The sequence below is a fragment of the Amycolatopsis sp. NPDC051373 genome, assembly GCF_040689465.1.
In the GTDB taxonomy this organism is placed as follows: domain Bacteria; phylum Actinomycetota; class Actinomycetes; order Mycobacteriales; family Pseudonocardiaceae; genus Amycolatopsis.
The window spans coordinates 421,870-445,896 of record NZ_JBFBAE010000001.1; the positions used below are offsets into that span (position 1 = coordinate 421,870).

Annotated in this window: 22 protein-coding genes; 11 read left to right on the forward strand and 11 right to left on the reverse strand. The window is 70.6% G+C overall.

The genetic code is table 11. The features are described from left to right. Positions 1 to 57: 57 nt before the first annotated feature. Positions 58 to 711: a response regulator transcription factor gene (locus AB0383_RS02075; protein WP_366184553.1), complete on the reverse strand. Its 654-nt coding sequence runs from the start codon at positions 709 to 711 to the stop codon at positions 58 to 60. Next, positions 708 to 2,495 carry a histidine kinase gene (locus tag AB0383_RS02080; RefSeq protein ID WP_366184555.1) on the reverse strand — a complete coding sequence of 596 codons (1,788 nt, stop codon included), beginning with the start codon at positions 2,493 to 2,495 and terminating at the stop codon, positions 708 to 710. Before AB0383_RS02080 ends, AB0383_RS02075 begins: the two co-directional genes overlap by 4 nt. A gap of 179 nt (positions 2,496 to 2,674) precedes the next feature. Here AB0383_RS02080 and AB0383_RS02085 point away from each other — a divergent pair, with 179 nt between their 5' ends. Beyond that, on the forward strand, positions 2,675 to 3,370 hold the full coding sequence (locus AB0383_RS02085; RefSeq protein WP_364169255.1) for an ABC transporter ATP-binding protein: 696 nt from the start codon (positions 2,675 to 2,677) through the stop codon (positions 3,368 to 3,370). Then, positions 3,367 to 5,631: an ABC transporter permease gene (locus tag AB0383_RS02090; protein ID WP_366184558.1), complete on the forward strand. Its 2,265-nt coding sequence runs from the start codon at positions 3,367 to 3,369 to the stop codon at positions 5,629 to 5,631. The genes AB0383_RS02085 and AB0383_RS02090 overlap by 4 nt, the downstream gene beginning before the upstream one ends. A gap of 222 nt (positions 5,632 to 5,853) precedes the next feature. Here the strand turns inward: AB0383_RS02090 and trmB are convergent, their stop codons facing one another. The 8 genes from trmB to AB0383_RS02130 all read right to left on the reverse strand — a co-directional run bounded on the left by trmB (position 5,854) and on the right by AB0383_RS02130 (position 13,127). Further along, on the reverse strand, positions 5,854 to 6,561 hold the full coding sequence (gene trmB, locus AB0383_RS02095; protein ID WP_366184560.1) for a tRNA (guanosine(46)-N7)-methyltransferase TrmB: 708 nt from the start codon (positions 6,559 to 6,561) through the stop codon (positions 5,854 to 5,856). 120 nt (positions 6,562 to 6,681) lie between these two features. Further along, entirely contained in the window at positions 6,682 to 7,176 is a 495-nt protein-coding gene (locus AB0383_RS02100; RefSeq protein ID WP_364169261.1) for a hypothetical protein, read from the reverse strand. A 356-nt stretch (positions 7,177 to 7,532) separates the two neighbouring features. Continuing rightward, positions 7,533 to 8,276, reverse strand: a complete 744-nt coding sequence (locus tag AB0383_RS02105) for a hypothetical protein (RefSeq protein ID WP_364169264.1) — start codon at positions 8,274 to 8,276, stop codon at positions 7,533 to 7,535. Then, positions 8,273 to 9,181 carry an ATP-binding cassette domain-containing protein gene (locus AB0383_RS02110; RefSeq protein ID WP_366184563.1) on the reverse strand — a complete coding sequence of 303 codons (909 nt, stop codon included), beginning with the start codon at positions 9,179 to 9,181 and terminating at the stop codon, positions 8,273 to 8,275. The genes AB0383_RS02105 and AB0383_RS02110 overlap by 4 nt, the downstream gene beginning before the upstream one ends. A gap of 160 nt (positions 9,182 to 9,341) precedes the next feature. Continuing rightward, complete coding sequence (locus AB0383_RS02115; RefSeq protein WP_364169270.1) at positions 9,342 to 10,091, reverse strand: ABC transporter permease; 750 nt, start codon at positions 10,089 to 10,091, stop codon at positions 9,342 to 9,344. 38 nt (positions 10,092 to 10,129) lie between these two features. After that, entirely contained in the window at positions 10,130 to 11,071 is a 942-nt protein-coding gene (locus AB0383_RS02120) for an ABC transporter ATP-binding protein (protein ID WP_364169273.1), read from the reverse strand. 203 nt (positions 11,072 to 11,274) lie between these two features. Beyond that, complete coding sequence (locus AB0383_RS02125) at positions 11,275 to 11,931, reverse strand: response regulator transcription factor (protein ID WP_366184566.1); 657 nt, start codon at positions 11,929 to 11,931, stop codon at positions 11,275 to 11,277. Further along, positions 11,928 to 13,127 (reverse strand): histidine kinase, encoded by a 1,200-nt coding sequence (locus AB0383_RS02130; protein WP_366184884.1) that lies wholly within the window; start codon positions 13,125 to 13,127, stop codon positions 11,928 to 11,930. The genes AB0383_RS02125 and AB0383_RS02130 overlap by 4 nt, the downstream gene beginning before the upstream one ends. A 198-nt stretch (positions 13,128 to 13,325) precedes the next feature. On the opposite strand from AB0383_RS02130, the gene AB0383_RS02135 reads away from it, so the two are divergent. The 9 genes from AB0383_RS02135 (at position 13,326) to AB0383_RS02175 (ending at position 23,594) form a co-directional block, all read left to right on the forward strand. Continuing rightward, positions 13,326 to 14,825 carry a dynamin family protein gene (locus AB0383_RS02135; RefSeq protein WP_366184886.1) on the forward strand — a complete coding sequence of 500 codons (1,500 nt, stop codon included), beginning with the start codon at positions 13,326 to 13,328 and terminating at the stop codon, positions 14,823 to 14,825. Between the two features lie 32 nt (positions 14,826 to 14,857). Continuing rightward, positions 14,858 to 15,484, forward strand: a complete 627-nt coding sequence (locus tag AB0383_RS02140) for a hypothetical protein (protein WP_364169278.1) — start codon at positions 14,858 to 14,860, stop codon at positions 15,482 to 15,484. A 204-nt stretch (positions 15,485 to 15,688) separates the two neighbouring features. Further along, positions 15,689 to 16,018 carry a nucleotide exchange factor GrpE gene (grpE, locus tag AB0383_RS02145; protein ID WP_364170696.1) on the forward strand — a complete coding sequence of 110 codons (330 nt, stop codon included), beginning with the start codon at positions 15,689 to 15,691 and terminating at the stop codon, positions 16,016 to 16,018. Beyond that, the gene (locus tag AB0383_RS02150) at positions 16,015 to 17,841 is read left to right on the forward strand and encodes a dynamin family protein (RefSeq protein WP_366184568.1); all 1,827 of its coding nucleotides are present in this window, start codon (positions 16,015 to 16,017) and stop codon (positions 17,839 to 17,841) included. The genes grpE and AB0383_RS02150 overlap by 4 nt, the downstream gene beginning before the upstream one ends. A gap of 99 nt (positions 17,842 to 17,940) precedes the next feature. Continuing rightward, positions 17,941 to 18,636, forward strand: a complete 696-nt coding sequence (locus tag AB0383_RS02155; protein ID WP_366184570.1) for a hypothetical protein — start codon at positions 17,941 to 17,943, stop codon at positions 18,634 to 18,636. Positions 18,637 to 18,983: 347 nt separating this feature from the next. Next, positions 18,984 to 20,804 carry a phosphoenolpyruvate carboxykinase (GTP) gene (locus tag AB0383_RS02160; RefSeq protein ID WP_366184572.1) on the forward strand — a complete coding sequence of 607 codons (1,821 nt, stop codon included), beginning with the start codon at positions 18,984 to 18,986 and terminating at the stop codon, positions 20,802 to 20,804. Between the two features lie 140 nt (positions 20,805 to 20,944). After that, positions 20,945 to 21,550, forward strand: a complete 606-nt coding sequence (locus tag AB0383_RS02165; RefSeq protein WP_220247255.1) for an ABC transporter ATP-binding protein — start codon at positions 20,945 to 20,947, stop codon at positions 21,548 to 21,550. Between the two features lie 43 nt (positions 21,551 to 21,593). Continuing rightward, positions 21,594 to 22,871: a DUF6297 family protein gene (locus AB0383_RS02170; protein ID WP_366184574.1), complete on the forward strand. Its 1,278-nt coding sequence runs from the start codon at positions 21,594 to 21,596 to the stop codon at positions 22,869 to 22,871. Between the two features lie 147 nt (positions 22,872 to 23,018). Beyond that, the gene (locus tag AB0383_RS02175; protein ID WP_364169292.1) at positions 23,019 to 23,594 is read left to right on the forward strand and encodes an EndoU domain-containing protein; all 576 of its coding nucleotides are present in this window, start codon (positions 23,019 to 23,021) and stop codon (positions 23,592 to 23,594) included. On the opposite strand, the gene AB0383_RS02180 is transcribed toward AB0383_RS02175, so the two are convergent. Beyond that, positions 23,591 to 23,878 (reverse strand): helix-turn-helix transcriptional regulator, encoded by a 288-nt coding sequence (locus AB0383_RS02180; protein WP_354865441.1) that lies wholly within the window; start codon positions 23,876 to 23,878, stop codon positions 23,591 to 23,593. The two genes, AB0383_RS02175 and AB0383_RS02180, sit on opposite strands and share 4 nt — an antisense overlap. Positions 23,879 to 24,027 lie beyond the last annotated feature (149 nt).

A 24,027-nucleotide genomic window follows, 5' to 3' on the forward strand; every position in this document is an offset into this window, starting at 1 on the left:
CGGCACCAAAAACGGGGGCCGGCTCACCAGCCGGCCCCCGTTTTCCGTAGCGAAAACTCAGTCCACGACCCCGCTGCGCCAAGCCCACGCGGCGATCTCCACGCGGTTGCGCGCGCCGACCTTGCCCTGCACCGAAGCCAGGTGCGTCTTCACCGTCGACAGCGACAAGTACAGCTCCGCGCCGATCTCCGTGTTCGTCAGACCGCGAGCGGCGGCCTTCACGACGTCGAGCTCACGCGCGGTGAGCGGTTCGGACGGCGGGGGCACGTCGCGCTTGTGCCCGTTTGCGGCGTCGAAGTGCTTGAGCAGCCGCACGGTGATCTGCGGCGACACGAGCGCGTCGCCGCGTTCGGCCGCGCGGATGGCCTCGATCAGCAGTGCCGGGCCGGCGTCCTTGAGCAGGAAGCCGCTGGCGCCGTTGCGCAGCGCCGTGTGCACGTACTCGTCGAGGTCGAAGGTGGTCACGACCACGACCTTCAGCGGGTCGGTGACGTCCGGGCCGGCGAGCTGCCGCGTGACCTCGAGGCCGTCGAGGCCCGGCATGCGGATGTCGAGCAGGCAGACGTCCGGGCGCAGGTCCCGCGCCTTGGTGACGGCCGAGACGCCGTCGGCGACGTCGGCCACCACCTCGATGTCGTCCTGCGCGTCCAGGATCATGCGAAACCCCATCCGCACCATCTCCTGGTCGTCCGCGATCAGTACCCGGATCACCCGTCATCCCCGTTCGCCTCGAGTGGCAGCCAAGCTTCCACACGCCAGCCGCCGTCGGGCCCGCGCCCGGCCGTGATCCGGCCGTGCAGCAGGGCAACGCGCTCGCGCATGCCGACCAGACCGTAGCCGCCCGACCCGCCGGCCGGTCGGTGAGCCTGCTCCCGGCCGTTGTCGCGCACCGACAGGTGCAGCTCGCGGCCGGTGACCTCGGCGTGCACCAGCGCTTCCGTCGCGTCGGCGGCGTGCTTGCCGACGTTGGTGAGCGACTCCTGCACCAGCCGCAGCGCCGAGCGCCCGACCTCGTGTGGCAGGTTCGGCGGCAGGTCCAGCACCAGCGTGGTCTTGATGCCGTGGTTGGCGCCGTCGACGAGTTTGCGCAGGTCGGCGTCCAGATCTGTGGTGGCCTGCTCGCTCAGGTCGCTCGCGCCGGCGGGTGCATCGCCGCGCATGCTGCGCACGAGCCGGCGCATCGCCGCGAGCGCTTCCGTGCCGGCGTCCTCGATGCGGCCCATGGCTTCGAGCGCGAGCTGCGGGTTCTTCTCGCCCATCATCCGCGCGGCCTGCGCCTGCACCACGATGCCGGTGACGTGGTGGGCAACCACGTCGTGCAGCTCGCGCGCGAGCGCCATCCGCTCGGTGATCTGCGCGTCGGTGACCGCGGCCTTCATCACCTGTGTGCGCTCGGAGTCGCGCGAGCGCAGGAACAGGCCGACCGCGATCGCGATGCCGAGCACGAGGCCCGCGGCCACGACGAGCCCGCCGATTTCCTGCGGATCGGTCAGCGGGCGGAAACCCGGGCGTTTCGCGTTCAGGATCGCGCCGACGCCGACCGCCGCCGTCAGCACGGCGATCCGCGGCCACGCCTTGATCAGCGGCATCGCCCGGACGAGGTTCACCACCACGCCGATCCCGGCCACCATCTGGGCCGGCGGGATCCCGCCCGGGAACTGGTAGTCGTAGCCGAGGCGCAGGAACGGCGTCACCAGGGCCGAGAGCAGAATCAGCCCGGCCACGCCGAGCATCGCATCGGCGGGGCGGCGCGGCGAGAGCACCGCGATCACCGCCGCGCCGATCGAGCAGAACAGCACGGGGAAGCCGCTCGTGCCGCTGTCGTAGGTGAAGCCGAACTCGAACAGCAGCGAAAGTGCGAGCGCGCCGATCAGCGGCCACTGCCCCTTCGCCAGCGCGTTGATCCGCCGAAGCCGGCGCAGCCGTTGCTCACGCTGCACGGTCCGCGTGCGGCCCGAAGCCCCGATCACCACGGCCGCGACGAGCAGGAAGCTGCCGAACAGCAGTGCCTGCAGGATCGTGGAGTACGAGAGGTCGCCGTACGTGTAGCGCCCGAACACCGCGATCAACGCGCCGACCACGAGCGACGAGATCGCCGCGAACGCCGCCCCCGGGCGGACCTTGCGCGCGACGTAGAAGACCATTTCGGTCCCCGCCACCACCTCGGTGATCGAGAGGTTCGCGAGCACGCTCGAATACGTCGGCGTGTGCAGGTAGCGGATGAAGATCGTGAAGAACGCCAACGCGAACGCCCCGACCATCGCGGCCACGGCCGCCCGTCGGCGCGCCCAGATCGCACAGCCGACCATCGCGAAGATGCCGGGCAGCAGCGCGAAGTCGACCCAGCGCGGCCCGACGTCGTCGAGCGCGGCGTCGGTCACGAACACGAGGTCGAACAGCAGCGCCGCGAGCAGCACCACCACGGGCATGCCGAGGCGGCGCACGAGCTCGGTCACGCGTGCGGAAAAGGACGAAGACGGCGGAGCTTGGGACACAACCGAACGGTAGAGGATCTCTGGCGGCGCGCACCTTGGCCAGGTGGTTCGAGCCGCATCGGCCGATCGGCCGATGCCGGTGATCGTCGGACTGGCCGTCTGCCCGAAGTGGACACCCGCCCCGATCCGTGAAGGTGATTCCCAACGAAGTCGCAGACCAATGAGGGAGAGACCCCCGGATGAGCAATCCACAGTGGACTTCCGGCCCGGTGCTGTCGGGGCGGGGGCTGGTGAAGCGGTACGGCGGGCAGTACGCGTTGGCCGGTATCGACATCGACATCCAGCCCGGGGACGCGGTGGCCATCGTGGGCCCGTCCGGGTCGGGCAAGACGTCGCTGCTGCACGTGCTGGCCGGCATCCTGCGCGCCGACGGCGGCGAGATCCACCTCATGGGCCGGCGCATCGACAACCTGAACGAGAAGAAGCGCAGCGAGCTGCGGCGCACGGAGTTCGGGTTCGTCTTCCAGTCCGGGATGCTCGTGTCCGAGCTGACGGCCGAGGAGAACGTGGCGCTGCCGTCGCTTCTCGCGGGCAAGGCCCGGCGCGAGTCGGTCGCGGCGGGCCGCGAGTGGCTGGCGCGCCTCGGCCTCGCCGGCAAGGAAACGCGCCGCCCGGGTGAGCTCTCCGGCGGTGAGGCCCAGCGCGTGGCCATCGCCCGGGCGCTCACGCACCGGCCGAAGGTGATCTTCGCCGACGAGCCCACCGGCGCCCTCGACACGCGCACCGGCCGCGAGACCATGCAGGCGCTGCTCGGTGCCGCGCAGGAGTCCGGCGCCGCCGTGATCGTCGTGACCCACGACCGCGAGCTCGCCGAGTCGATGCCCAAGACTGTGGCCATCCGCGACGGCCTCATCGCGACGAGGTTGGCCGCATGAACTCGCTCCAGCTCGCCCTGCGCGTGCTCCGCGTCGACCGGCGGACCCGCACCTCGGCGATCCTCACGGCGGTCGGCGTCGCAGTCGCGACCGGGCTCGTGCTGCTGCTCGCGTCACTGCCCTTCGCGACGCAGGTGCGCGAACAGCGCGGCATCTGGCAGTCGTACGACAACTTCGACACCAGTGGCACGCCGGTCATGCTGGTCAGCGGGGCCAAGGACTACTTCCACGGCCAGGAGATCACCCGCGTCGACGTCGCGGCCACCGGCAACACGGCCGGGCTGAAGCTGCCGGCAGGGATCCCGAAGCTGCCTGGGCCGGGTGAGACGCTCGTGTCGCCCGCACTGGGCCGGCTGCTGAACAACACGCCGGCCAACCAGCTCGGCGACCGGTTCGGCAAACCCGTCGCTGCACTCGGTGACCAGGCGCTGAAGTACCCGGAGCAGCTCGTGGCGCTCGTCGGCCACAGCCAGCAGGAGCTCACTTCCACGGAGACTGAACGCGCGACGGAGGCCGTCGCGCAGCCGGTGAGCGCGTTCCCGGACCAGCAAGCGAAGGCAGATCCGCTGCTCACGCTGCTGGCGTGGGTCGGCATCATCGTGCTGCTGGTGCCAAGCCTGGTTCTCGTCGCTTCTTCGGCGCGGCTCACCGCGGCCCGGCGCGAACGCCGGCTCGCCGCGATCCGTCTGGCCGGCGCGACGCCGGGGCAGGTCACGTCGATGGTCGCCGGGGAAACGATCCTGTCCGCAGGTGTCGGGGCCCTGCTCGGCCTGGGGATCAGTCCGGCGCTGCACGGCCTGGCGACGTTCGTCCCGTGGGGCGGCGGCACCTGGCTGGCCACGGACTTCACGCTGCCGACCGCGCTCGCGGTCTTCATCGTGATCGCCATCCCGGCGCTCGTGGTCCTCGCCGGCGTGCTCGGCCTGCGGCGAGTGCTGCGCAACCCGCTCTTCGCGACCGGCGGCCACAGCGTGAAGCCGCTGCGCTGGTGGCGGCTGCTCGTCCTGCCGGTGGCGGGCCTGTTCTTCCTCTACGCCGTGACCAGCGCCGGTGACGGCGGCGGAGCCACCCTGATCCTGGTCGGATTGTTCCTGCTGGTCGCGTCGGCGATCGTGGTCGGTCCGTGGGTGACCTCGGCGGTCGGCGGCACGTTCGTGCGGGGGTGGCGGGGACCGTCGGCGCTGCTGGCCGGGCGCCGGCTGCGCGACGACCCGAAGGGCGCCTACCGCGCCACGGCGGGCATCGTGCTCGCGGTGTTCACCGGCTCGATGGCGCTCACGCTGCTGCCCTCGTTCGAGTCGCTCGCCGGTGGCGGGCGGACGTACGCCGACTCGGTGCTCTACGCCGACAGCAGCCCGGACAAGGCCGCGGCCGTGGTGGACCACGCCAACGCCGCGCTGGCCCGCTACGGCCAGCAGGAACGCGCGGTCGCCGTGGGCCAGGTGTACCTGGTGCAGGGCACGGGCGACCAGCGGTCCTACCAGCGGGCACTCGTGATGTCCTGCGCCGACGCCGCTCGGCTGACGCGGCTGGGGATCACCGCGGCCGACTGCAAGCCCGGCGTCGGGCTGTATGCGCCGTACGAGCTGAACGCCGCCGAGTACCACGTGGTCGGCGACCCGGAGCCCACCGACCCGGGGCAGCCGCTCGGCTCGGTGCCGGTCGGGACGTTCAAGATGGGCGACGACGTGAGCAGCTCCTACCTGCTCGACCCGGCGGCGCTGCCGGCGGGCGTGAAGCTCGGCGCGGCCACGGTGATCGCCCCGACGACGGACGCCGACCGCGAGATCGTCCGCACTGCACTGGCCTCGGCCGCGACGGGCGCGGAGGTCGGCAGCCGCGACCAGTACCTCTACGACCAGCAGACGCAGCTGTCGGACCTGCGCCGGGTGACCGTGATCGGCCTGGTGGCCGCCGGCATCCTTGCCGGCTGCAGCGCGGCCGTCGCCACGGCCGGCTCGATCATGGACCGGCGCCGGACGTTCGGTGCCCTGATGGCGGCCGGGACACCGGTGAAGGTGCTGTCGAGGGCGCTGCGGATGGAGACGGCGCTGCCCGCGCTGGTCGCGACGGTCGGCGCCGGCGTGGTCGGCATCCTCGTCGGGGTCGGGCTGTTCAGCACTGCAGGCGAAGGCGACATCGTCTTCAGCCCGTGGATCTTCGCCCCGGTCGTGCTCGGCGTCGGGGTGGCGCTGCTCGGGGCCTCGATCTGCACGCCCGCCCTGCGGCGCGTGCAGGCGGAACCGCTGGCCGACGAGTAGCGGGCGGTCCGCCCTTCGCGGGGTTGGGCGGACGCCGGGGGTGAAAAAGGGGAGAAAAAAGGCCGCTGCCGGGGGTGGGAACCCGGCAGCGGCCTTTTTGCGGTGTCTTTTCCACCGCACTTGCCAACCCGGCCAAAAGCAGGCGGGGACCCAACCGGAGGTCACGACGCTTCGCAACCATCCCCGTCGTGACTGTGGTCGGGTTGGCAAGCAGCAGCACAGTCAGCGTTTCTCGAAAATGAGGTCGTGTGACACTCGGCCTTCGACGTCGGCGCGCTGTTCGAATTTCGTCCGCGGCCGCCATTCGGGCCTCGGCGCCCAGCCGCCCGGTTCGTCCGCGTAGCGGTTGCGCAATGCGGGCTCGGCTGAACACACTTCCAGCATCTGCTCGGCGTAGTGCTCCCAGTCGGTGGCGAGGTGGAACGTGCCGCCCTGCGCGACCCGCGACGCGACGAGAGCCACGAAATCCGGCTGCACGATCCGGCGCTTGTGGTGGCGCTTCTTCGGCCACGGGTCCGGGAAGTACAGCCGCACGCCGGCGAGCGCGCCGGGCTCGACGTGCTCGGTCAGCAGCACCACCGCGTCGCCGTGCATCAGCCGCAGGTTCTCGACGCCGAGCTTCTCCGCGCGCAGCATCAGCTGGCCCAGGCCCGGGTCGTAGACCTCGGCGGCCACGTAGTTGAGCTCGGGCGCGGCGGCCGCGAGCTGCGACGTCGTCTCGCCCATGCCGGAGCCGATCTCCAGCATCACCGGCGCCTCGCGGCCGAACCACTCGGCGAAGTCGACCGGTCCGGCCGGCAGGTCGGCGACCGTGCGGCCCAGCCGCGGCCAGTGTTCGTTCCAGGCACGCTGCTGGCCGACGGTCATCCGGCCGCCGCGGTTGACAAAGCTGACCACGCTGCGCAGCCGGGGCTGGTCCTCGTTCTCCACCCGGACACGATACTGATCCGGCCAAAAGCAGGCCGACCCCCACGCGGCACGTAACCGTTGTACGAAGCCATTCGGCCGTGCCTGTGGTCGGATCAGAATCCGTCGGCACAGTTGGGCTGATCAGCGTACGGCTTCGAACTCCCCGAGCCGGGAGCGCAGTCCGGCGAGCCCGGACACGGCGATCGGGTGCGGCGTCGTGCCCGTGTGGGCCGGCAGCACGTCGATCCAGCCGGGGTGACGATCGGTGTTCAGCACCGTCGTCGGGACGGAGTGCCCGGACTTCCCGCGCTCGGACGGCATGAACTCCCAGTAGCCCGATTCGCCGTCGGCGGCCCAGGGCACGAACTCCCAGCCGGAGCGGCGGGAAAGCAGCTGCTGGATGCGGTCTTCGATGCGGAACCCGAGCTCACGCGACTCGAGCCGGCCACTGGCGACGGCGCGCAGCCACCACGGCGCGGGCAGCGGGCCCTGCATGCCGCTGGCCCTGCGGTAGAGGGCGAGCACGAGGTCTTCGGCCGCGCGGTGCACCCACGCCTGGCGCAGGTCGCCGGGCTTCATCGCGGGCAACGCGAACCGCGGCAGCTCGATCGCCTGCGACCATTCGAGGTCCAGCATCGGCTCGAGCCGGGGCTGGCGCGGCGCTGCGCGGTGACTTTGGGGTGCCGCTTCACGGTCACTTCGAAGTGTCGCGTCGCCGTGATTTTGTGGTGCCGCGTCGCTGTGATTTTGTGGTGCCGCTTCGCTGCGGGCTGTGGGAATGGGACTCATGAGCCCCTGACCAGCGTCCACCGTCAAGGTTCACCTCCGGGGAGCTGAGACGGACGAGCACGCTCTTGATCTCGAATATCCTGGGGACTTTGCCATTATGTCCGCTCCCTGTGAGAGAAGCCACAACGACTTAACGCGGTCTTAATCCGTTTGCCTCGTGGACACCTGTTCTGCACGTGCAGATTAACGCGAATGTGCTCTCGTCAGGCGTCGCGGCGGTTCGCGGTGAGCACGCCGGCGACGTAGAACGCGAGACAAATGCCGCCGAAATACGCGAGGTAGCCCCACGGGCCGAAAGCGGGCGTCACGTTGAGCGCCGCTTGGGTGAAATCCCCACCGGCGAACTGCCCGGCCGCGAAGAACGGCAGCCACGGGTAGACGTCGGGGCCGACGCGTGGGATCAGCAGCACCAGCCCCTCCACGAGCTGGGTCCACACGAGCACGAGCGTCAACGCGAGCGCGGTGCTCCGCAGGAGCAGCCCGACGCCGACGCCGAGCAGCCCGGTGAGCGCGAACGTCACGGTCTGTCCGAGCACCAGCCGCCAGTCGCTCGCCGAGTGCAGGGCGAGATCCGCGTCCGGGCGGACCAGCGACGCGATGCCCCACGAGCCCACGCCCGCGAGCAGCCCGAGCACCGCGCAGACGGCCACCACCACGGCACCCTTCGCGAGCAGCGCGGGCACGCGCGCCGGCACGGCCTGGAACGTCAGCCGTAGCGTGCCCCAGCTCGCGTCGGAGGTCGCGGCGAGCACGGCCAGCACCAGAGCCACCGTGCGGCCGATCCCGGTGGCGAGCTGGGTGTTGCCGACGCTCGCGGTGATCTCCGAGCCGGCCAGCGCGAAGAACAGCGTCGTGAACGCCAGCGGCGCGAGCACCGACAACGCGCCGCACCACCAGGGTGCGCGGGTGGAGAAGAGCTTGATCCGTTCGGCCCGCAGCACGTTCACCGGGTACCTCCGCTCGTGAACTCGGCCGTCTGGCCCGTCAGCTCCAGGTACGCCTGCTCCAGCGACCCGGCCAGCGGGCTCAGCTCGTGGAGGGTGGCACCGACCGTGAACGCGAGATCACCTACAGTGTCGCTGTCCACTTCGGACACCAAGAGCGCGTCGCCCTCGTCGGTGAACGCGATCCCGCGCTCGGTCAGCGCGGTGCGCAGGGCGTCGGCCTGGGGCGTGCGCACGCGGACGCCGCGCGAGCCGGCGCGTTGGACGAAATCGGCCATGGTGCCCTGGTAGGTGAGCCGGCCGCGGCCGATCACCATGAGGTCCTGCGCCGTCTGCTCCATCTCCGGCAGCAGATGGCTCGACACGAACACGGTGCGGCCGTCGGCGGCGAGCGAGTGCAGGAGCTGCCGGACCCACAGCACGCCTTCGGGGTCGAGACCGTTCACGGGTTCGTCGAACAGGAGCACCTTCGGGTCGCCCAGCAGCGCGGTCGCGATGCCGAGGCGCTGCAGCATGCCGAGGGAGAACTCGCCCGCGCGCTTCTTCGCGACGGAACCGAGGCCCACGAGCTCGAGGACCTCGCCGACGCGCCGGTCGGGCAGGCCGTTGGTCGCGGCGAGCCAGCGCAGGTGCTGCCGGGCGCTGCGGCCGGGGTGGCGCCAGGTCGCGTCGAGCAGGGCGCCGACTGTCCGGAGTGGATCGGCCAGCTGCCGGTAGGGCCGGCCGTCGATGTGCGCGGTGCCGGCCGTGGGCGTGTCGAGGCCCAGCAGCAGCCGCATCGTCGTGGACTTGCCGGCGCCGTTGGGGCCCAGGAAGCCGGTGACGCGACCGGCTTCGGCGGTGAAGGTGAGGTCGTCGACGGCCAGGGTTTCGCCGTAGGACTTGGTCAGCCCGTGGGTCTCCAGCACGCGCGAACCCTACCGAGCCGAGCGCGTACCGAAAACGAAAAGATCCGGGTCGCCCCCCGAAGTGGCGACCCGGATCTTTCTTCTATCCCCTTTTCCCCCCGTTCAGCCGGTTTCGGCCCCCGCCGCCTCCGCCCGAACGTCCCTGTGGTGGGTCTTCCTGTCAGGCGTCGCGCTTCTTCGCGACGCCGATCGCGACGGCCAGCAGCACGATCGCGATGCCGGCGAAGTAGGCGAGCGACCAGCCCTGCGAGAGCACCGCGTCGGACGGCGGCGGCCCCTGCACCGCCCCGCCCGCACCGCGGAGGAACTTCTCCGCGACGTTGAACGGCAGCCACTCGTGGATCTTCGGGCCGACGGTCGGGATGAGCTGCACCAGGCTTTCCACAGCCAGCACGTAGATCAGCAGCAGCGCGATCGCGCCGGCGCTGTGGCGGATCAGGATGCCGATGGCCACCGCGATCACCGCGGCGAGCGCGAAGAGCACTCCGACGCCGGCGACGTTGATCCACTCGGCCGAGGTGTCGAGCGCCAGTGCGTCCGACGGGCGGATGGCGTAGCCCAGTGCCCAAGCGCCGAACGCGCCGATCTCACCGATCACGAGCGAAAGCAGCGCGACGACGGTGGCCTTGGCGACGAGCACCGAGGTGCGGCCCGGCACGGCCTGGAACGTGGTGCGGATGGTGCCGAAGCGGTACTCGGTGGTCACCGAGAGCGCCGCGAGCACCATGATCACGGCGATGCCGAATTGGTAGCCGAACTGCGTCGTCGCGACGTCGATGGTCGCCGTGCTCGGCGCCGCGCCTGCCACGAGGGCGGAGAAGCCGGCGGTGAGGACGATGGCGATGAGGGCGCACCACCACGGTGAGCGGGTGGTGAACAGCTTGATGCGTTCGACCGCGAGCAGAGTCATGGTTCTTATCCCCGGAATCCTTGTTGTACGAGTAGTCGTCAGCGGGCGGTGGGCTGGAGGGCTTGCTGCGCCTCGGCCTCGAGCCCGGTGTGGTACTCGACGGAGTCGCCGGTGATCTGCATGAAGGCCTGCTCGAGCGACCCGGTCTGCGGGCTCAGCTCGTGGAGCACGACGTTCGCGGAGGCCGCGAGTTCGCCGATCTTGGCACTGTCCATCCCGGACACGATGAGCGCTTCGCCCGAGTCGGTCACCTGGGCGCTGGCGCGCACCAGCGCCTCGCGCAGCACGGGCAGCTGCGGCGAGCGCACCTTCACGGTGTTCTCCGCGGCGCGCGCCACGAACTCCTCGGTGGACGATTGCGCGATCAGCTGACCCTTGCCGATCACCACGAGCTCGCTCGCGGTCAGCGCCATCTCCGAGAGCAGGTGGCTCGACACGAACACCGTGCGGCCGTCGTCGGCCAGGCGGTGCATGAACTTGCGGATCCAGAGGATGCCCTCGGGGTCGAGGCCGTTCACCGGCTCGTCGAACAGCAGCACCTCCGGGTCGCCCAGCAGCGCGCCCGCGATCCCCAGCCGCTGCGACATGCCGAGCGAGAACCCGCCGGCGCGCTTGCCGGCCACGCTGGTGAGACCCACGACGTCGAGCACTTCGTCCACCCGCGACGCCGGGATGCGGTTGGACTTCGCCATCCACATCAGGTGCGCGCGGGCGGAGCGGTTGGGGTGCACCCACTTTGCGTCGAGCAGTGCGCCGACGGTGCGCAGCGGGTCCTTCAGGTCGTGGTACCGCTTGCCCCCGATGCGGACCTCACCGGCGGTGGGGTTGTCGAGCCCCAGGATCATGCGCATGGTCGTGGACTTGCCGGCGCCGTTCGGGCCCAGGAAGCCGGTGACCTTCCCCGTGGCCACGCTGAACGACAGGTTGTTCACCGCCAGCGTGTTCCCGTACCGCTTGGTGAGACCTGATGCCTCGATCATCCCCTGCTCCCTCTCCTACGGCTGGGCCGCTTACCGGCAATATCCTGACCGAGGTGGACCGGTCTCCGCGTCATCCTGTGGGTCGAACTCGTCACCCGACCTGAGTAGTACCCAACCGCTTCCGCGGTTGATGTGCGATCGGTGAAACCCCTGAGACGACCCTGAACTTCAGCGCCCGAAGACCAGCACAGTGGATCAAGAACTCAGCCGAGGCCGGGGCGCGCGAGGCCGGTTTCGTAGGCCAGCACGACGGCCTGCACGCGGTCGCGAAGGTCGAGTTTCGCCAGGATACGGCCGACATGCGTCTTCACCGTGGCTTCGGAGAGAAAGAGCGTTTCGGCGATCTCGAGGTTCGACATGCCCTTCGCGATGAGCACGAGGACCTCGCGTTCGCGCTCGGTCAGCACGTCGAGCTCGCGCGCGTCGCGCACCGGCGAGCCGCCGGCGCCCACGAAGCGGTCGAGCAGCCGCTTGGTCACCGAGGGTGACACCACGGCGTCGCCCGAAGCGACGGACCGCAGCGCCGACACGAGGTGGTCGGGCGGGGTGTCCTTGAGCAGGAAACCCGACGCACCGCCCTGCAGGGCCGCGTAGACGTACTCGTCGAGGTCGAAGGTGGTCATCACCAGCACGCGCGCGGTCCCGGCGGTCACGATCTGCTTCGTGGCCTCCACCCCGTCGAGCACCGGCATGCGCACGTCCATGAGCACGACGTCGGGCCGCAGCTCGTCGGCCAGGCGGATGGCCTGCGCGCCGTCACCGGCCTCGCCCACCACGTCGATGTCGGCCTGCGCGCCCAGCACCATGCGGAAGCCGACGCGCATCAGTTCCTGGTCGTCCACGACCACCACTTTGATCACGGCGCCAACCTAACGGGCAGCACGGCCCGCACCTGCCACCCACCGGTGGGCGCTGGGCCCACCTCCAGCGTTCCGCCGTACACGTTCGCGCGCTCCCGCATCCCGATCAGTCCGTTCCCGCCCGCGACCTGCAGTCGCGGGGCCTTCTTCGACGGCGCTCCGGCGCCCACCGTCACCTGTTCGAGTTGACGCGCGCGGCCGGCGCCGTCGTCGCGGACGAGCACTTCCACGGTGTCGTTCTTGCCTTCGGTCGTGCGCCGCACGTGGACCTCGGCGCGCGCGCCGGTGCCGGCGTGCTTGAGCGTGTTCGTGAGCGACTCCTGCACGATGCGGTAGATGCCGAGGGAGACGCCGGCGGGCAAGTCGGTGAGGCCGTCGTCCACCCGCAGGTCCACGGGGACGCCGGCGCCACGCATGCGTTCGGCCAGCTCACCCAGGGCATTGGCGTCGGGCTGGGGCACGCGGGGTTCGCCGTCGCCGTGGTCGCCGCGCAGCACCTCGAGCAGCCGGCGCAGCTCGCCGAGGGCGCCGCGGCCGGTTTCGGAGATCGTCTGCAGGGCGCGCCCGGCCAACTCGGGGTTGGTCGGCAGGGCGAGCGCCGCGCCGTCGGCCTGTACGACCATCACGCTCACGGAGTGGGCGACCACGTCGTGCAGCTCGCGCGCGATGCGGCCGCGCTCCTCGGCCACGGCGATGCGCGTGGCCTGGTCGCGTTCGGTCTCCAGCAGGTGCAGGCGCGCTTCCACCTCCAGCTGGTACGCGCGCCGCGCACCGACGAACTCGCCGAGCGTCCAGCAGAGCGCGATGCCGAAGGCGGTGAACAGCGCGTTGCCCAGCCACGGTGTCGACTTGTCGGTGAACACCTCGACGCCGGTCATCAGCACGAGCGCGCCGACATAGATCAGCCCCTGCTTGCGCCCGATGTAGACCAGGATCGAGTACAGGCTCATCGCCAGCGCCGCGACGGAGGAGAAGCCGAGCGACAGCGCTCCGTGTGCGATGGCGACGAAGTACACGACGTAAGCCGAGGCCAGAGGCTTCTTCCGCCGGAACACGAGCGGCGCCACCATGGCGACGTCGATCGGCAGCGAGATGAACCACGGCGGCGGGTGGTTCTCGTGGCCGACGCTGCCGCCGACGAACAGCACGAAGTCGATGAACAGCAGGACCACCGCGAGCAGTGTGTCCCCCACCATGGGGTGGGCACGCATCCAGAGGCTCAGCCGTCGCACCCGACAAGATTAGGTCCGCACTCGGGCACGCCGCGTCATCCTCGGGTAGCACTGTCGGTCGCACTCGCGGTGGTCGAGCATGGCACGATTTCCCGGCGGAACGACTGACGAGAGGGGACCGGGGCCGTGACGGAGCTGGGTCGCCTCGCGGGCCCGCTGTCGATGTCGGTCGCCAACCTGTGCCACCGGCTCACCTCGCAGGTCTCGCCGCGCACGGCCGCCGGGTTCGCCGAGGTGCAGCGCCGGCTCGCCGCGCCGCTGCAGGTGGCCGTGGCCGGGCGGATCAAGTCGGGCAAGTCCACGCTGGTCAACGCGTTGATCGGCCGCCGGGTCGCGCCCACCGACGTCGGTGAGTGCACACGCCTGGTCACCCGCTTCCAGTACGGCACGGTCGACCGCGTCGAGGTCGTGTTCACCGACGGCACCAAGCAGGTGCTGCCCTTCGCGGCTGACGGGTCGATCCCGGCCGAGCTCGGCGTGGACGTCACGAAGGTCTCGCACCTCGAGGCCTACCTGACCAACGCGGTGCTGCAGGGCATGACCGTGATCGACACCCCGGGCCTGGGCTCGCTCGACGCCGCGTCCGTCTCGCGCACGGAGCAGCTGCTGGGCGCCGCGCGGGAGGACACCGGTTCGGACAACCTCGACGACACCTCCCGCAATGCCGTCGCCGGCGCGGAAGCCGTGCTCTACGTGGTGACGCAGGGCGTGCGGGCCGACGACCAGCAGGCGCTCGCCGCGTTCACCGCCGCCACCGCGAGCCGCGAGGCGGGCCCGGTGAACGCGATCGCGGTGCTGAACAAGGCGGACACGATCGTCGCGGAGACCGTCGAGGGCTCGGGCGGCGACATCTGGGTGGCGGCGAAGCTGCTCGCGGAGAAGCAGGCGAGCACGCTCAAGCCGCGCGTCGCCGACGTGCTGCCGGTGATCGGCCTGATCGCCGAGTCGGCCGAGTCGGGCGGCTTCACCTCGGCCGACGCCGACGCGCTGCACCACCTCGCCGACCTCGACGATGACGTCCTCGAGACCATGCTCATCTCGGCCGACATCTTCACCAGCTGGGAGTGCGACGTGCCCGCCGGCGTCCGGCTGCGGCTGCTGGAGAAGCTCGACCTCTACGGCGTCCGCCGCGCCGTCGACGCGATCCGCGCCGAACCCGCCATCACCGCGGGGGCTCTGCGTCGGGTGCTGCTCGACGCGTCGGGCCTCGACGCGGTGCGCCAGCGCCTGGCCATCGTCTTCGCGGCGCGCGCCGACGGGATCAAGGCCGCCGCGGCGCTGGCGTCGGTGACCGCGCTGGCCCACGCGTCGGGCGATCCCGGCGAACGCCAGCGCGTGCACGACGCGATCGAGGTCCTGCTCGCCAAGCCGGAGGCACATCAGCTGCGGCTGCTGGAGGCGTTGACGCTGGTGGCCTCCGGAGCCGTCGACATGCCGGAGGACCTCGCGGAAGAGGTGTTGCGCGTCGGCAGCAACGCCGACCTCGGCGCACAGCTCGGGCTCCCCGGCGCGGCCCGGCCGGAACTGGCCGCTCACGCCCTCGAACGCGCGGGCTGGTGGCGCTCCTTTGCTTCGTTCGGCGCAACGCCCGCGCAGAGCCGCGTGGCGCACGTCGTTCACCGGGCCTATTTCCTGATCTGGCAACAGATCCGCATGCCCTAGGTTTGTCGTCGTTCACGCGTAGGGTGGATTTCGTGCGGCTGGAGAACACCACCTCGTGGCGGGCGTCCTGGGGGAGCGAGCAGGAGATCGACATCGCTCTGTACCTCCGGGACGTGCTCGCGTTGTCGGTCGCCGAGGGCCAGCTGCTGCCGCCGGTAGAGCCCGCGGTGCCGGTGCGCGTGCCGCCGGCCATCGACCGCGCCGCCGTTCAGGCCCAGTGGGCGGACTGGTGGACCGATCTCCTGGAGTTCATCCGGCTCCGCGGCGAATCGGGTTCGCGGACGCCCCGCGGCCGCTTCGGCCGGCCCGCGCCCGGCGACGGCTCGGCCATCGACCTGGCCATCCAGCACTTCACATCCGCCGCCGCGCGCCACTTCACGGAGGCTCGCCGGCCGGCTCTGCACGCCGCGTTGGGCGCCGCGGGCTTCTACCGGCGGCAGATCGTGGCGGGCGACCGGCTGGGGCAGCTCGTCCGCGAGACCGAAGTCGACCTCGGCCGGCGTGCGCGGCCCTTTCGGCTGTCGGTCATCGAGATCTCCGTGGCGGGCCGCGTCTGGCTGCGGACGGCCGAGGACCAGATCCTCGTGTCTTCGCGCTTCGCCGAAGACGTGCCTTCGCTGGAGCAGGCGATGCGCTCGGTGATCCGCGACCTCGCCTGACGGTGCGCGCAGGCGTTTGCGCTCCCGGATTCGCGCCCGACTGGCGAAGATCTGCTCCGGACTGGTGGAATCCCGGCGGGCCGAACGGGCGGTCCGCGGGACGAGGCGGGGGTGAGGGGTGTGGCCTGGTTCCGCAACCGCGGCACGGAACCCGCCGACGGGGAGCGCGGAACCACCGCCGACACGTCCGCGTCGAACACGGATGTGGACGTCGTAGCTGCCCCCGGTGATCTCGAACGCGCGCTGGCCGATCGTCAGGCGCTCATCCAGCTCTGCCTCTACGCGCTCGACCGTGCCCGCAGCGGCGGTGTGGTCCAGCGGCTCGAACACGGCCTCGCCGACATCGGCGTCACCGCGCTGCGCCCCGACGGCGAGCGCTTCGACCCCGCGTGCCACGAGGCCGGCGGCGCGATCCCCACCGACGACCCGGCGCTCGACGGCGTGGTCGCCGAGACCGAGGTGATCGGGTTCGCCGAGGGCCAGCGGCTGCTGCGCGCGCCCATCGTCACCGTCTACGCGAAGCGAGCCCAGTGAACTCACCCAGCCTTCCCGCCCAGGTCCAGGCCGCGCGCGAGCAGCTGCTCACCGTGGTCCGCGACGCCGATCCGCAGGCTGCCAAGTGGGTGGACGACGTGCGCCGGGCGCGCGCGGCGAAACCGTCGGTCGTGGTCGTCGGCGAGACCAACCGCGGCAAGAGCACGCTGGTCAACGCGCTGCTCGCGACCCCGGGATTGTCCCCTGTGGACGCTGATGTCGCCACCGCCACCTACCTCGTCTTCGAGCACGCGGAGCAGTGGGGCGCGCAGGCCTGTTACCCCGGGCAGCTCGCGCCGGTGCCGATCCAGCTGACCGAGCTGGTCAACTGGGTCTCGGCCGCCCACGAGCTGCCGCCGGGTCAGATCCCGCCGCGCTACGTCGAGGTGTCCGGGCCGGTGCCGCTGCTGGAGCGCGTGACGCTCGTCGACACCCCGGGCGTCGGCGGCCTCGACTCGCTGCACGGCGACCTGGCCCGCGAAGCGGCGGCGAGCGCGACGGCGCTGGTGTTCGTGCTCGACGCGTCGGCGCCGTTCACGTCCACCGAGCTGCAGTTCCTGCGCGACGTGGCCGACCGCGTCGAAACCGTGCTGTTCGTGCTGGCCAAGACCGACGCGTTCCGCGGCTGGCGCGAGATCCTCGAGGCCGACCGGCAGCTGCTCGCCCAGCACGCCCCGCGCTTCGCCGACGCGGTGTTCCACCCCGTCTCGGCCCGCGTGTTCGAAACGGCCGCGAAAGCGCCGAACGAGCAGGTCGCGGCCATGCTGCGCGAGAAGTCGGGTATCGCCGCCGTGCAGGTCGCGTTGCAGGAGATGCTCGTCGGCCGATCGATGATGCTGGCCGAGGCCAACACCCTGCGCGCGCTCTCCAGCGTGCTGGCCGGCATCAAGGCGAAGCTGCAGGCCGAGAGCCGGGCGCTCTCGGCGGGCGAGGCCGAGGCGGAGCAGCTGCGCGAACGCCGGGACCACCTGCAGGCCGAACGCCGCTCGTCCACCCGCGGCTGGCAGCTGAAGTTGCGGGGCGAGATCCAGCGCACCCGCGTGGAGGTCGGCCACGAGAGCAGCCGCGAAATGCGCGACGCCCAGACCCACTTCCGCCAGCGCATCGACTCGGCGAAGCGCGACGAGCTGGCCGCGTTGCCGCAGCAGGTGGACCTCGCGTTGCAGACGACGTCGCAGCGCGTCTCGATGCTGCTTTCGCAACGGCTGAACCACGTGACCAACGTGGCGCTGTCCGAGCTGTTCTCCGCCGAGGAGCTCGACGTGATCCGCGCGCAGTTCGCGCGGGCCGGCGGGCCGCCCGTCGTGCTGCGGCCGCCGGACAAGAAGCCGCCGACGGCCGAGGACAAGCTACTGGTGTTCATGGGCATCTCGGGCGGCGTCGGCGCGGGCAAGATCGCCGCGTTGCCGCTGGCCGGCGTCGCGATCCTGAACCCGGTGGTGCTGCCGGCCACGATCATCATCGGCCTCGGTGCCGGGTGGTGGATGGCCCGCACGCGCAAGCACGCCGCCGACAAGCAACACATGAAGCAATGGCTGGTGGAGGCCATCGCCGACGCGCGCTCCACGCTCGACCAGCTCGTGGCCGAGCAGCTCATCGAAGCCGAGCAGCAGCTGTCGATGGCGCTCGACGAGGCGCTGAGCCGCCGCATCGAGGCGATCGAGGCCGAGCTCAAGGACGTGGACCGCACGATCAAGATGGGCGCGCAGGAGCGGGCGAAGAACATCGCGATCGTTTCGAAGCGCCTGAAGGAGGCCACCGACGGCCACGCGAGGGCGGAATCGCTGCTCGGGCGCATCCGAACGCTGCGTGACCGGGGTTGATCAGCTTGTGGACCGGAACCGAACCGGCCTAACGTGAGTCCTACCGATCGACAGCTGAACGCAGCCGGCGAGACCCGGTCCTAAAAGGGGGCTTTTCCCATGTGGGTCGACGAGAGTGGCGGCACCGACACCGACGCCAGCGGGCCCGAGGACATGACGGTCCACGTCGAGGGCCAGGACTACCAGGCGGAGGTCAACTACGACGTCGACTCCGACGGCGTGAACGACACCGCCATCGTGGAGCACGACGACGGCACAGCGCAGGCGTTCATCGACTCGGACGGCGACGGCGTCGCCGACCAGTACGCCGTGCTGGACAGCTCCGGCCACGTTGTGGACCAGGCAGTTTACGACGAATCGAGCGGTGCGTGGGTCGAGTCCGGCGGTGCTGAGCACCCGGGCGGCACCGACTCGCATTCGCAGGACGACTCCACGACCGGCCACATCCACGCCGACCTGCCCGACGGCGAGGTCGACGCCGGCGTCGCCACGATCGACACCGACCACGACGGGCACAACGACACCGCGATCGTCGAGACCAAGGACGGCGGCACGATGGCGTTCACCGACACCGACGGCGACGGCGAGGCCGACGTCGCGGTGGAGATCGGCGCCGACGGCAGCACGCACACTTACGAGCACACCGGCGACGGCCAGTGGACCGAGGCCGAGGCCGCCGGCGTCCGCGCGGCCGACCCGGCCGGCGACGCGGCCTGGGGCGGCGACGGCACGCAGTTGCTTTCGGGAGTCGCGAAGATCGATTCGGGAACCGGACAATGGATCAGCCCCAACTGACCCATTTGTAACTCACGTCACAACGGGCCCGGCACTCGCCGGGCCCGTTGTCGTTTCGCCGAACGCGGTGATCTTCGCCCGAATTGAGCACCCCGCATCGAAAGGATTTCCGGCGCTGGACCAATCCGGTGACAACTGAATCGATTCCCTTATCGTTCTTGTGAGAGAACCGACAGGTCAGCTCTCGGTTACCTGCCGGTCATCCGGCTACAGTCGAGGAATCCCAAAACCCGCACACCGGCTCACCCCCGGTGTGCGAAGCCATTCGGTCGCCGGCAACGAGGCCCGCACCCGGACACCGCGGTCCGGCGTGTGGGCTTATTTGTCGTCGGAAGTCAGGAGTAGAGATGACCGCAGTCGCCATCCCCGGACTGGACAATGCGCCGACGACGCACAGTGGCGTGCTGTCCTGGGTCCGGGAGGTCGCCGAGCTGACCACCCCGGACCGCGTGGTGTGGGTCGACGGGTCCGACGAAGAGGCCGCGAAGATCAACGACGAGCTGGTCGAGGCCGGGACCTTCGTGAAGCTGAAGGCCAAGCCGAACTCCTACTGGGCCACTTCCGACCCGGGCGACGTCGCTCGTGTCGAGGACCGGACCTTCATCTGCTCGCAGCGTGAGCAGGACGCCGGCCCCACGAACCACTGGGTCGCGCCGGCCGAGATGAAGGCCACGATGACCGAGCTGTACCGCGGGTGCATGCGGGGCCGCACGATGTACGTGATCCCGTTCTGCATGGGTCCGCTCTCCGACGAGAACCCCAAGCTGGGTCTGGAAATCACCGACTTCGCCTACGTCGTGGCGTCGATGCGCGTGATGACCCGCGCGGGCAAGGCGGCGCTGGACAAGTTCATCAACCCGGACGGCACCGAGCGCGACTTCGTGCCGGCGCTGCACTCCGTGGGCGCGCCGCTCGAGCCGGGCCAGAAGGACGTCGCTTGGCCCTGCAACGACACCAAGTACATCTCGCACTTCCCCGAGGAGCGCGCGATCTGGAGCTACGGCTCGGGTTACGGCGGCAACTCCTTGCTGGGCAAGAAGTGCTACTCGCTGCGCATCGCCTCGGTCATGGCGCGCGACGAGGGCTGGCTCGCCGAGCACATGCTGATCCTGAAGCTGATCTCGCCGGAGGACAAGGTCCACTACGTCGCGGCGGCGTTCCCGAGCGCCTGCGGCAAGACCAACCTCGCGATGCTGCAGCCGACCATCCCGGGCTGGCGCGCCGAGACCCTCGGCGACGACATCGCGTGGATGCGCTTCGGTGAAGACGGCCGTCTCTACGCCGTGAACCCGGAGTTCGGCTTCTTCGGCGTCGCGCCGGGCACCGACTGGCACACCAACCCGAACGCCATGCGCACCATCGAAAAGGGCAACACGGTCTTCACGAACGTCGCCCTCACCGACGACGGCGACATCTGGTGGGAGGGCATGGAGAACACGCCCGAGCACGCCACGTCGTGGAAGCACCAGGACTGGACGCCGGCGTCCGAGGAGAAGGCCGCGCACCCGAACTCGCGCTACTGCACGCCGATGTCGCAGTGCCCGATCCTCGCGCCGGAGTGGGACGACCCGCAGGGTGTGCCGATCTCGGCGATCCTGTTCGGCGGCCGCCGCAAGACCACGGTGCCGCTGGTGAACGAGGCCCGCGACTGGCAGCACGGCGTGTTCATGGGCGCCACGATGTCGTCGGAGACCACGGCCGCCGCGGCCGGCGCGGTGGGCAACGTGCGCCGCGACCCGATGGCGATGCTGCCGTTCCTCAGCTACCACGCCGGTGACTACTTCAAGCACTGGCTGACGCTGGGCAAGAACGCCGACGCGAACAAGCTGCCGAAGATCTTCTACGTCAACTGGTTCCGCCGCGGCGACGACGGCCGGTTCCTGTGGCCGGGCTTCGGCGAGAACTCGCGCGTGCTCAAGTGGGTCGTCGAGCGCGTCGAGGGCAAGGGCAACGCGGTCGAGACGCCGATCGGCTTCGTACCGCGCGCCGAGGACCTCGACACCGAGGGCCTCACCGAGCCGGCTTCGGACATCGAGGCGGCTCTGCAGGTCAACGCCGAAGAGTGGCGCGCGGAGCTGCCGCTGATCGAGGAGTGGTTCGAGAAGATCGGCGAGGTGCCCACCTCCCTGCGTGACGAGCTCGACGCGCTGGCCCATCGCCTGAGCTGACGTTCTGTCCGTCCGAAGGGGACGTTCGTGCCGTTGTGGTGCGAACGTCCCCTTCGTGCTCCGGCAGCCTCAAGATCGTCAGGGGTGCCCGGTAGCGTGAGCTGCATGGAAGCCTTCGCGCAACGGTGGTCCCGCCGATGATCATCGACGCCCGCGGCCTCGGCGTGAAGGCCGGCGACCTGTGGCTGCTCGACGACCTGGACTTCTCCGTCGACCCCGGCGAGTGCGCCGTGCTCGTCGGCCCCAACGGCGTCGGCAAGTCCACCCTGCTCCGGTGTCTATACGGCATGCAGGAACCCCAGCGCGGCCGTGTCCACATCGACGGCGAGAAGCCCGACGAACGCAGCGTCGCCTTCCGCCGCAAGGTCTCCGTGCTCTTCGACGACTCCGACTTCTTCGCGGAGCTCACACCGATGCAGCACCTGGAACTCCTGGCCGGCTCCTTCGGTGTTGATCTCGGCGACTTCGACGCGTTGCTGGCGGATGCCGGCCTCGCCGACCGCGCGCGCGTCACCGCCGGCCACTTCTCCGCGGGCCAGCGCCGCCGGCTGCTGCTCCTCGGCGTCACGGCCCGCCCGCACAAGGTCCTCCTCCTCGACGAACCCGAACGCGCCCTCGACACCGCGGGCAAAGACTGGCTCGTGGACCTGATCAAACGCTCCACCTCCTCCGGCGCCGCCGTCGTGGTCGCCACTCACCACCAACCCCTCCTCGACGCGGCCGACAGCGTCCTCGAACTGTGGTGACCCCGGCCTCCCCCACCCGCGCGGCCGAAAGCGGGGTCACTCCGTGGTAGCCCTCGGCACCCGCCTCCGCGTCCCCGGCCGGAAGCGCTTCGGCGGGATCTTCAGCGGCGACAGCGCCACCTTCGTCCTCATCTTCGGCGTCGGCTTCCTCTTCACCGCGTTCTTCCGCACCGACGCGTGGCACCGAGTCCTTTTCGGACCGTCCCCTGTGGACTATCCCGCCGTCCTCGGGTTGGTCACGCTCTGCTGCGCGGTGGGCTGGCGCAGCCTGCTTCGGCGAGGCTTCGTCTGGACCGAACCCGCGGAACTCACCTGGATGGACTTCGCCTGCGTAGACCGCCGCCGCGTGGTGGCGAGCCGGCTGGCGGGCGGTCTGACCGGCTTCGTCATCGTCGTCGCCTACCTCGCCGGGCTGATGCTGGCCGTGGGTGGCAGCTCGCTCGACCTGTGGCGCGCGGCGCTCGCCCTGGTCGTGAGCAGCGCCGTGCTGGTGTTCGCCACCGCGCGGCGCACGGCGTTGCGCATCGACGTCGGCGGGCCGGTGCTGCTGGCCGTGGTGGGCGTCGTGATCGCGGCCGCGCACCTCGGGCCCATCGCGGTGCAGTACGCGGGCGCCGGCATCCTGCTCTGCGCCGTCGCGTTGTCGTTCGGCGGTGAACCGGTCACGCGCGCGGGCCGCGCGAGCCTGCTCGACGGCTGGAACGCGCGCGTGCTGCGCTCGGTCGCCGTCACGTTCCTCGACCCGATGATGATGCTGCCCGAAGCCACGGCGTCGGGCCGGTGGTCGCTGGCTCGGCCGACGCCACTCAGGCTGGCCGTCGCGGGCATCGCGGGGCGCTCGCGCTACGCGGGGATGCTGCTGCTCGTCGCGCTCGCCGTGGCGGTGGGCCACGTGGCCGTGCCGACGCTGCCGGGTTCGGTGCTCGTCGGCCTCGGGGGTTACGTCGCGCTGACCCCGTTCGGCGCCGGCCTCGGCGTCCTGTGGCGCAACCCCGGCCGCCGGCGTTGGCTGGGCTCCACGGATTCCGAGCTCGTCATCGCCCACGGCGTGGTGCTCGCCGTCGTCGCCGTCGTGTGGTCGGCGCTGCTCGCGGCCGCGCTCGCGGCGCTCGGCACGTCGGTCGACGCGCTGTCGTGGGTGACCGTGGCACTCGCTGTGCTGTCGGTGTTGCGCACGGTCACGCGCAAGCCCGTGGACTACAGCAGCGCCGGATTCGTCGACACGCCAGCGGGCCCGCTGCCCGCGAACCTCGCTCGCCAGCTCTTCCGCGGACCCGACCTCCTCGTGCTCGGCATCGCGGCCCTCTCGCTGCTCGGCTGAGCCGCGCCCGGCGGGTTACTAATCCGGCCAAAAGTAGGCCGACCCCCAAGCGGCGCGCAACCGTCGCTACGAAGTCATTCGGCCGTGACTGTGGTCGGCTTAGTAACGATCGGCACAGTAGGCTCCCACCGGACGAGAGGAGCTGACGTGGGCGGTGCACACGCTCCGGGCACCGGCCGCCGGGCGACCAGCGAGTTCCCACCCGGCTGGACCGACGAGCAGATCATCGCGGTGATCAAGGACGTCGCCAACGATCCGAGCGAACCCCGCACCCGGCAGTACAACGGCCGCTGGCGCTGCGTCGGCGAACGCTACGGCGTGCAGGTCGTGGTGCTGGTCGACCCGGAGGGCTTCGTCCACACGGGATACCCCGTCGCCGGTGCGGGCGTGATCCGCAACCCTGACACCGCGCGCGACCCCGCGAACCCGACGGTGGCCGACCGCGCCGAGAACCGCATCAGCTACTTCACCGACAGCCTGCTCGACCTGCTGGCCGACCGCCTCCCGGTCGAGGACCTGGCCCACTACCGCACGCTGCAGTGGTCCGGCGAATGGGAAGAACTCACCGACACCCTCGCCGCCCACATCACCATCGCCGACGTGCCGCTCAGCCCGGACGAGACCTCGGACTTCGAGAAGCTCCTGAACTCCTTCGACCTTCCGGTCCGCGCGTGTGCGTTCATCAACGACCGGGAGCACATCCTGGGGAAGCTGCGCGCCTAGCTGGCTTGGGACAACGCGGCCTTGAACGCGGGGTCCGCTTCGGCGTCTTCGCACGCCGTCCGCAGCACGTCGAGCGGCACCCCCACCGCGTCGGCGATCGCCGCGACCGTGAAGAACGCCGGCGTCGGGATGCGCCCGGTCTCGATCTTCCGCAGCGTTTCCACCGAGATCCCGGCCTCGGCCGCGACGTCGACCATGCTGCGGCCCGCGCGGGCAGCGCGCAGCGCCACCCCGAGGCGCTCACCGCGGGAGCGCTCTTCATCCGTCAACGGGACCCGAACCATGCCCCGCAGTCTAGTCGAAAGTTGTCCACTGCCTGTGGACAACTCTGTGCACAAGGTGTGGAAACTCGCTCCGGCCAGGCAACCACAACACCTGGGGCCTGTGCTGACCGCCGCTACCGCCCCTAGATCAACACCGAAACCGGTCCCGG

What these genes read in the sequence shown, in the direction of transcription:
- AB0383_RS02115 (WP_364169270.1), bottom strand. Translation starts at nt 10,091, where the DNA reads ATGACTCTGCTCGCGGTCGAACGCATCAAGCTGTTCACCACCCGCTCA.
- AB0383_RS02135 (WP_366184886.1), top strand. Translation starts at nt 13,326, where the DNA reads ATGTCGGTCGCCAACCTGTGCCACCGGCTCACCTCGCAGGTCTCGCCG.
- AB0383_RS02180 (WP_354865441.1), bottom strand. Translation starts at nt 23,878, where the DNA reads ATGGTTCGGGTCCCGTTGACGGATGAAGAGCGCTCCCGCGGTGAGCGC.
- AB0383_RS02130 (WP_366184884.1), bottom strand. Translation starts at nt 13,127, where the DNA reads ATGGTGGGGGACACACTGCTCGCGGTGGTCCTGCTGTTCATCGACTTC.
- AB0383_RS02120 (WP_364169273.1), bottom strand. Translation starts at nt 11,071, where the DNA reads ATGATCGAGGCATCAGGTCTCACCAAGCGGTACGGGAACACGCTGGCG.
- AB0383_RS02155 (WP_366184570.1), top strand. Translation starts at nt 17,941, where the DNA reads ATGTGGGTCGACGAGAGTGGCGGCACCGACACCGACGCCAGCGGGCCC.
- AB0383_RS02085 (WP_364169255.1), top strand. Translation starts at nt 2,675, where the DNA reads ATGAGCAATCCACAGTGGACTTCCGGCCCGGTGCTGTCGGGGCGGGGG.
- AB0383_RS02160 (WP_366184572.1), top strand. Translation starts at nt 18,984, where the DNA reads ATGACCGCAGTCGCCATCCCCGGACTGGACAATGCGCCGACGACGCAC.
- AB0383_RS02100 (WP_364169261.1), bottom strand. Translation starts at nt 7,176, where the DNA reads ATGCTGGACCTCGAATGGTCGCAGGCGATCGAGCTGCCGCGGTTCGCG.
- AB0383_RS02090 (WP_366184558.1), top strand. Translation starts at nt 3,367, where the DNA reads ATGAACTCGCTCCAGCTCGCCCTGCGCGTGCTCCGCGTCGACCGGCGG.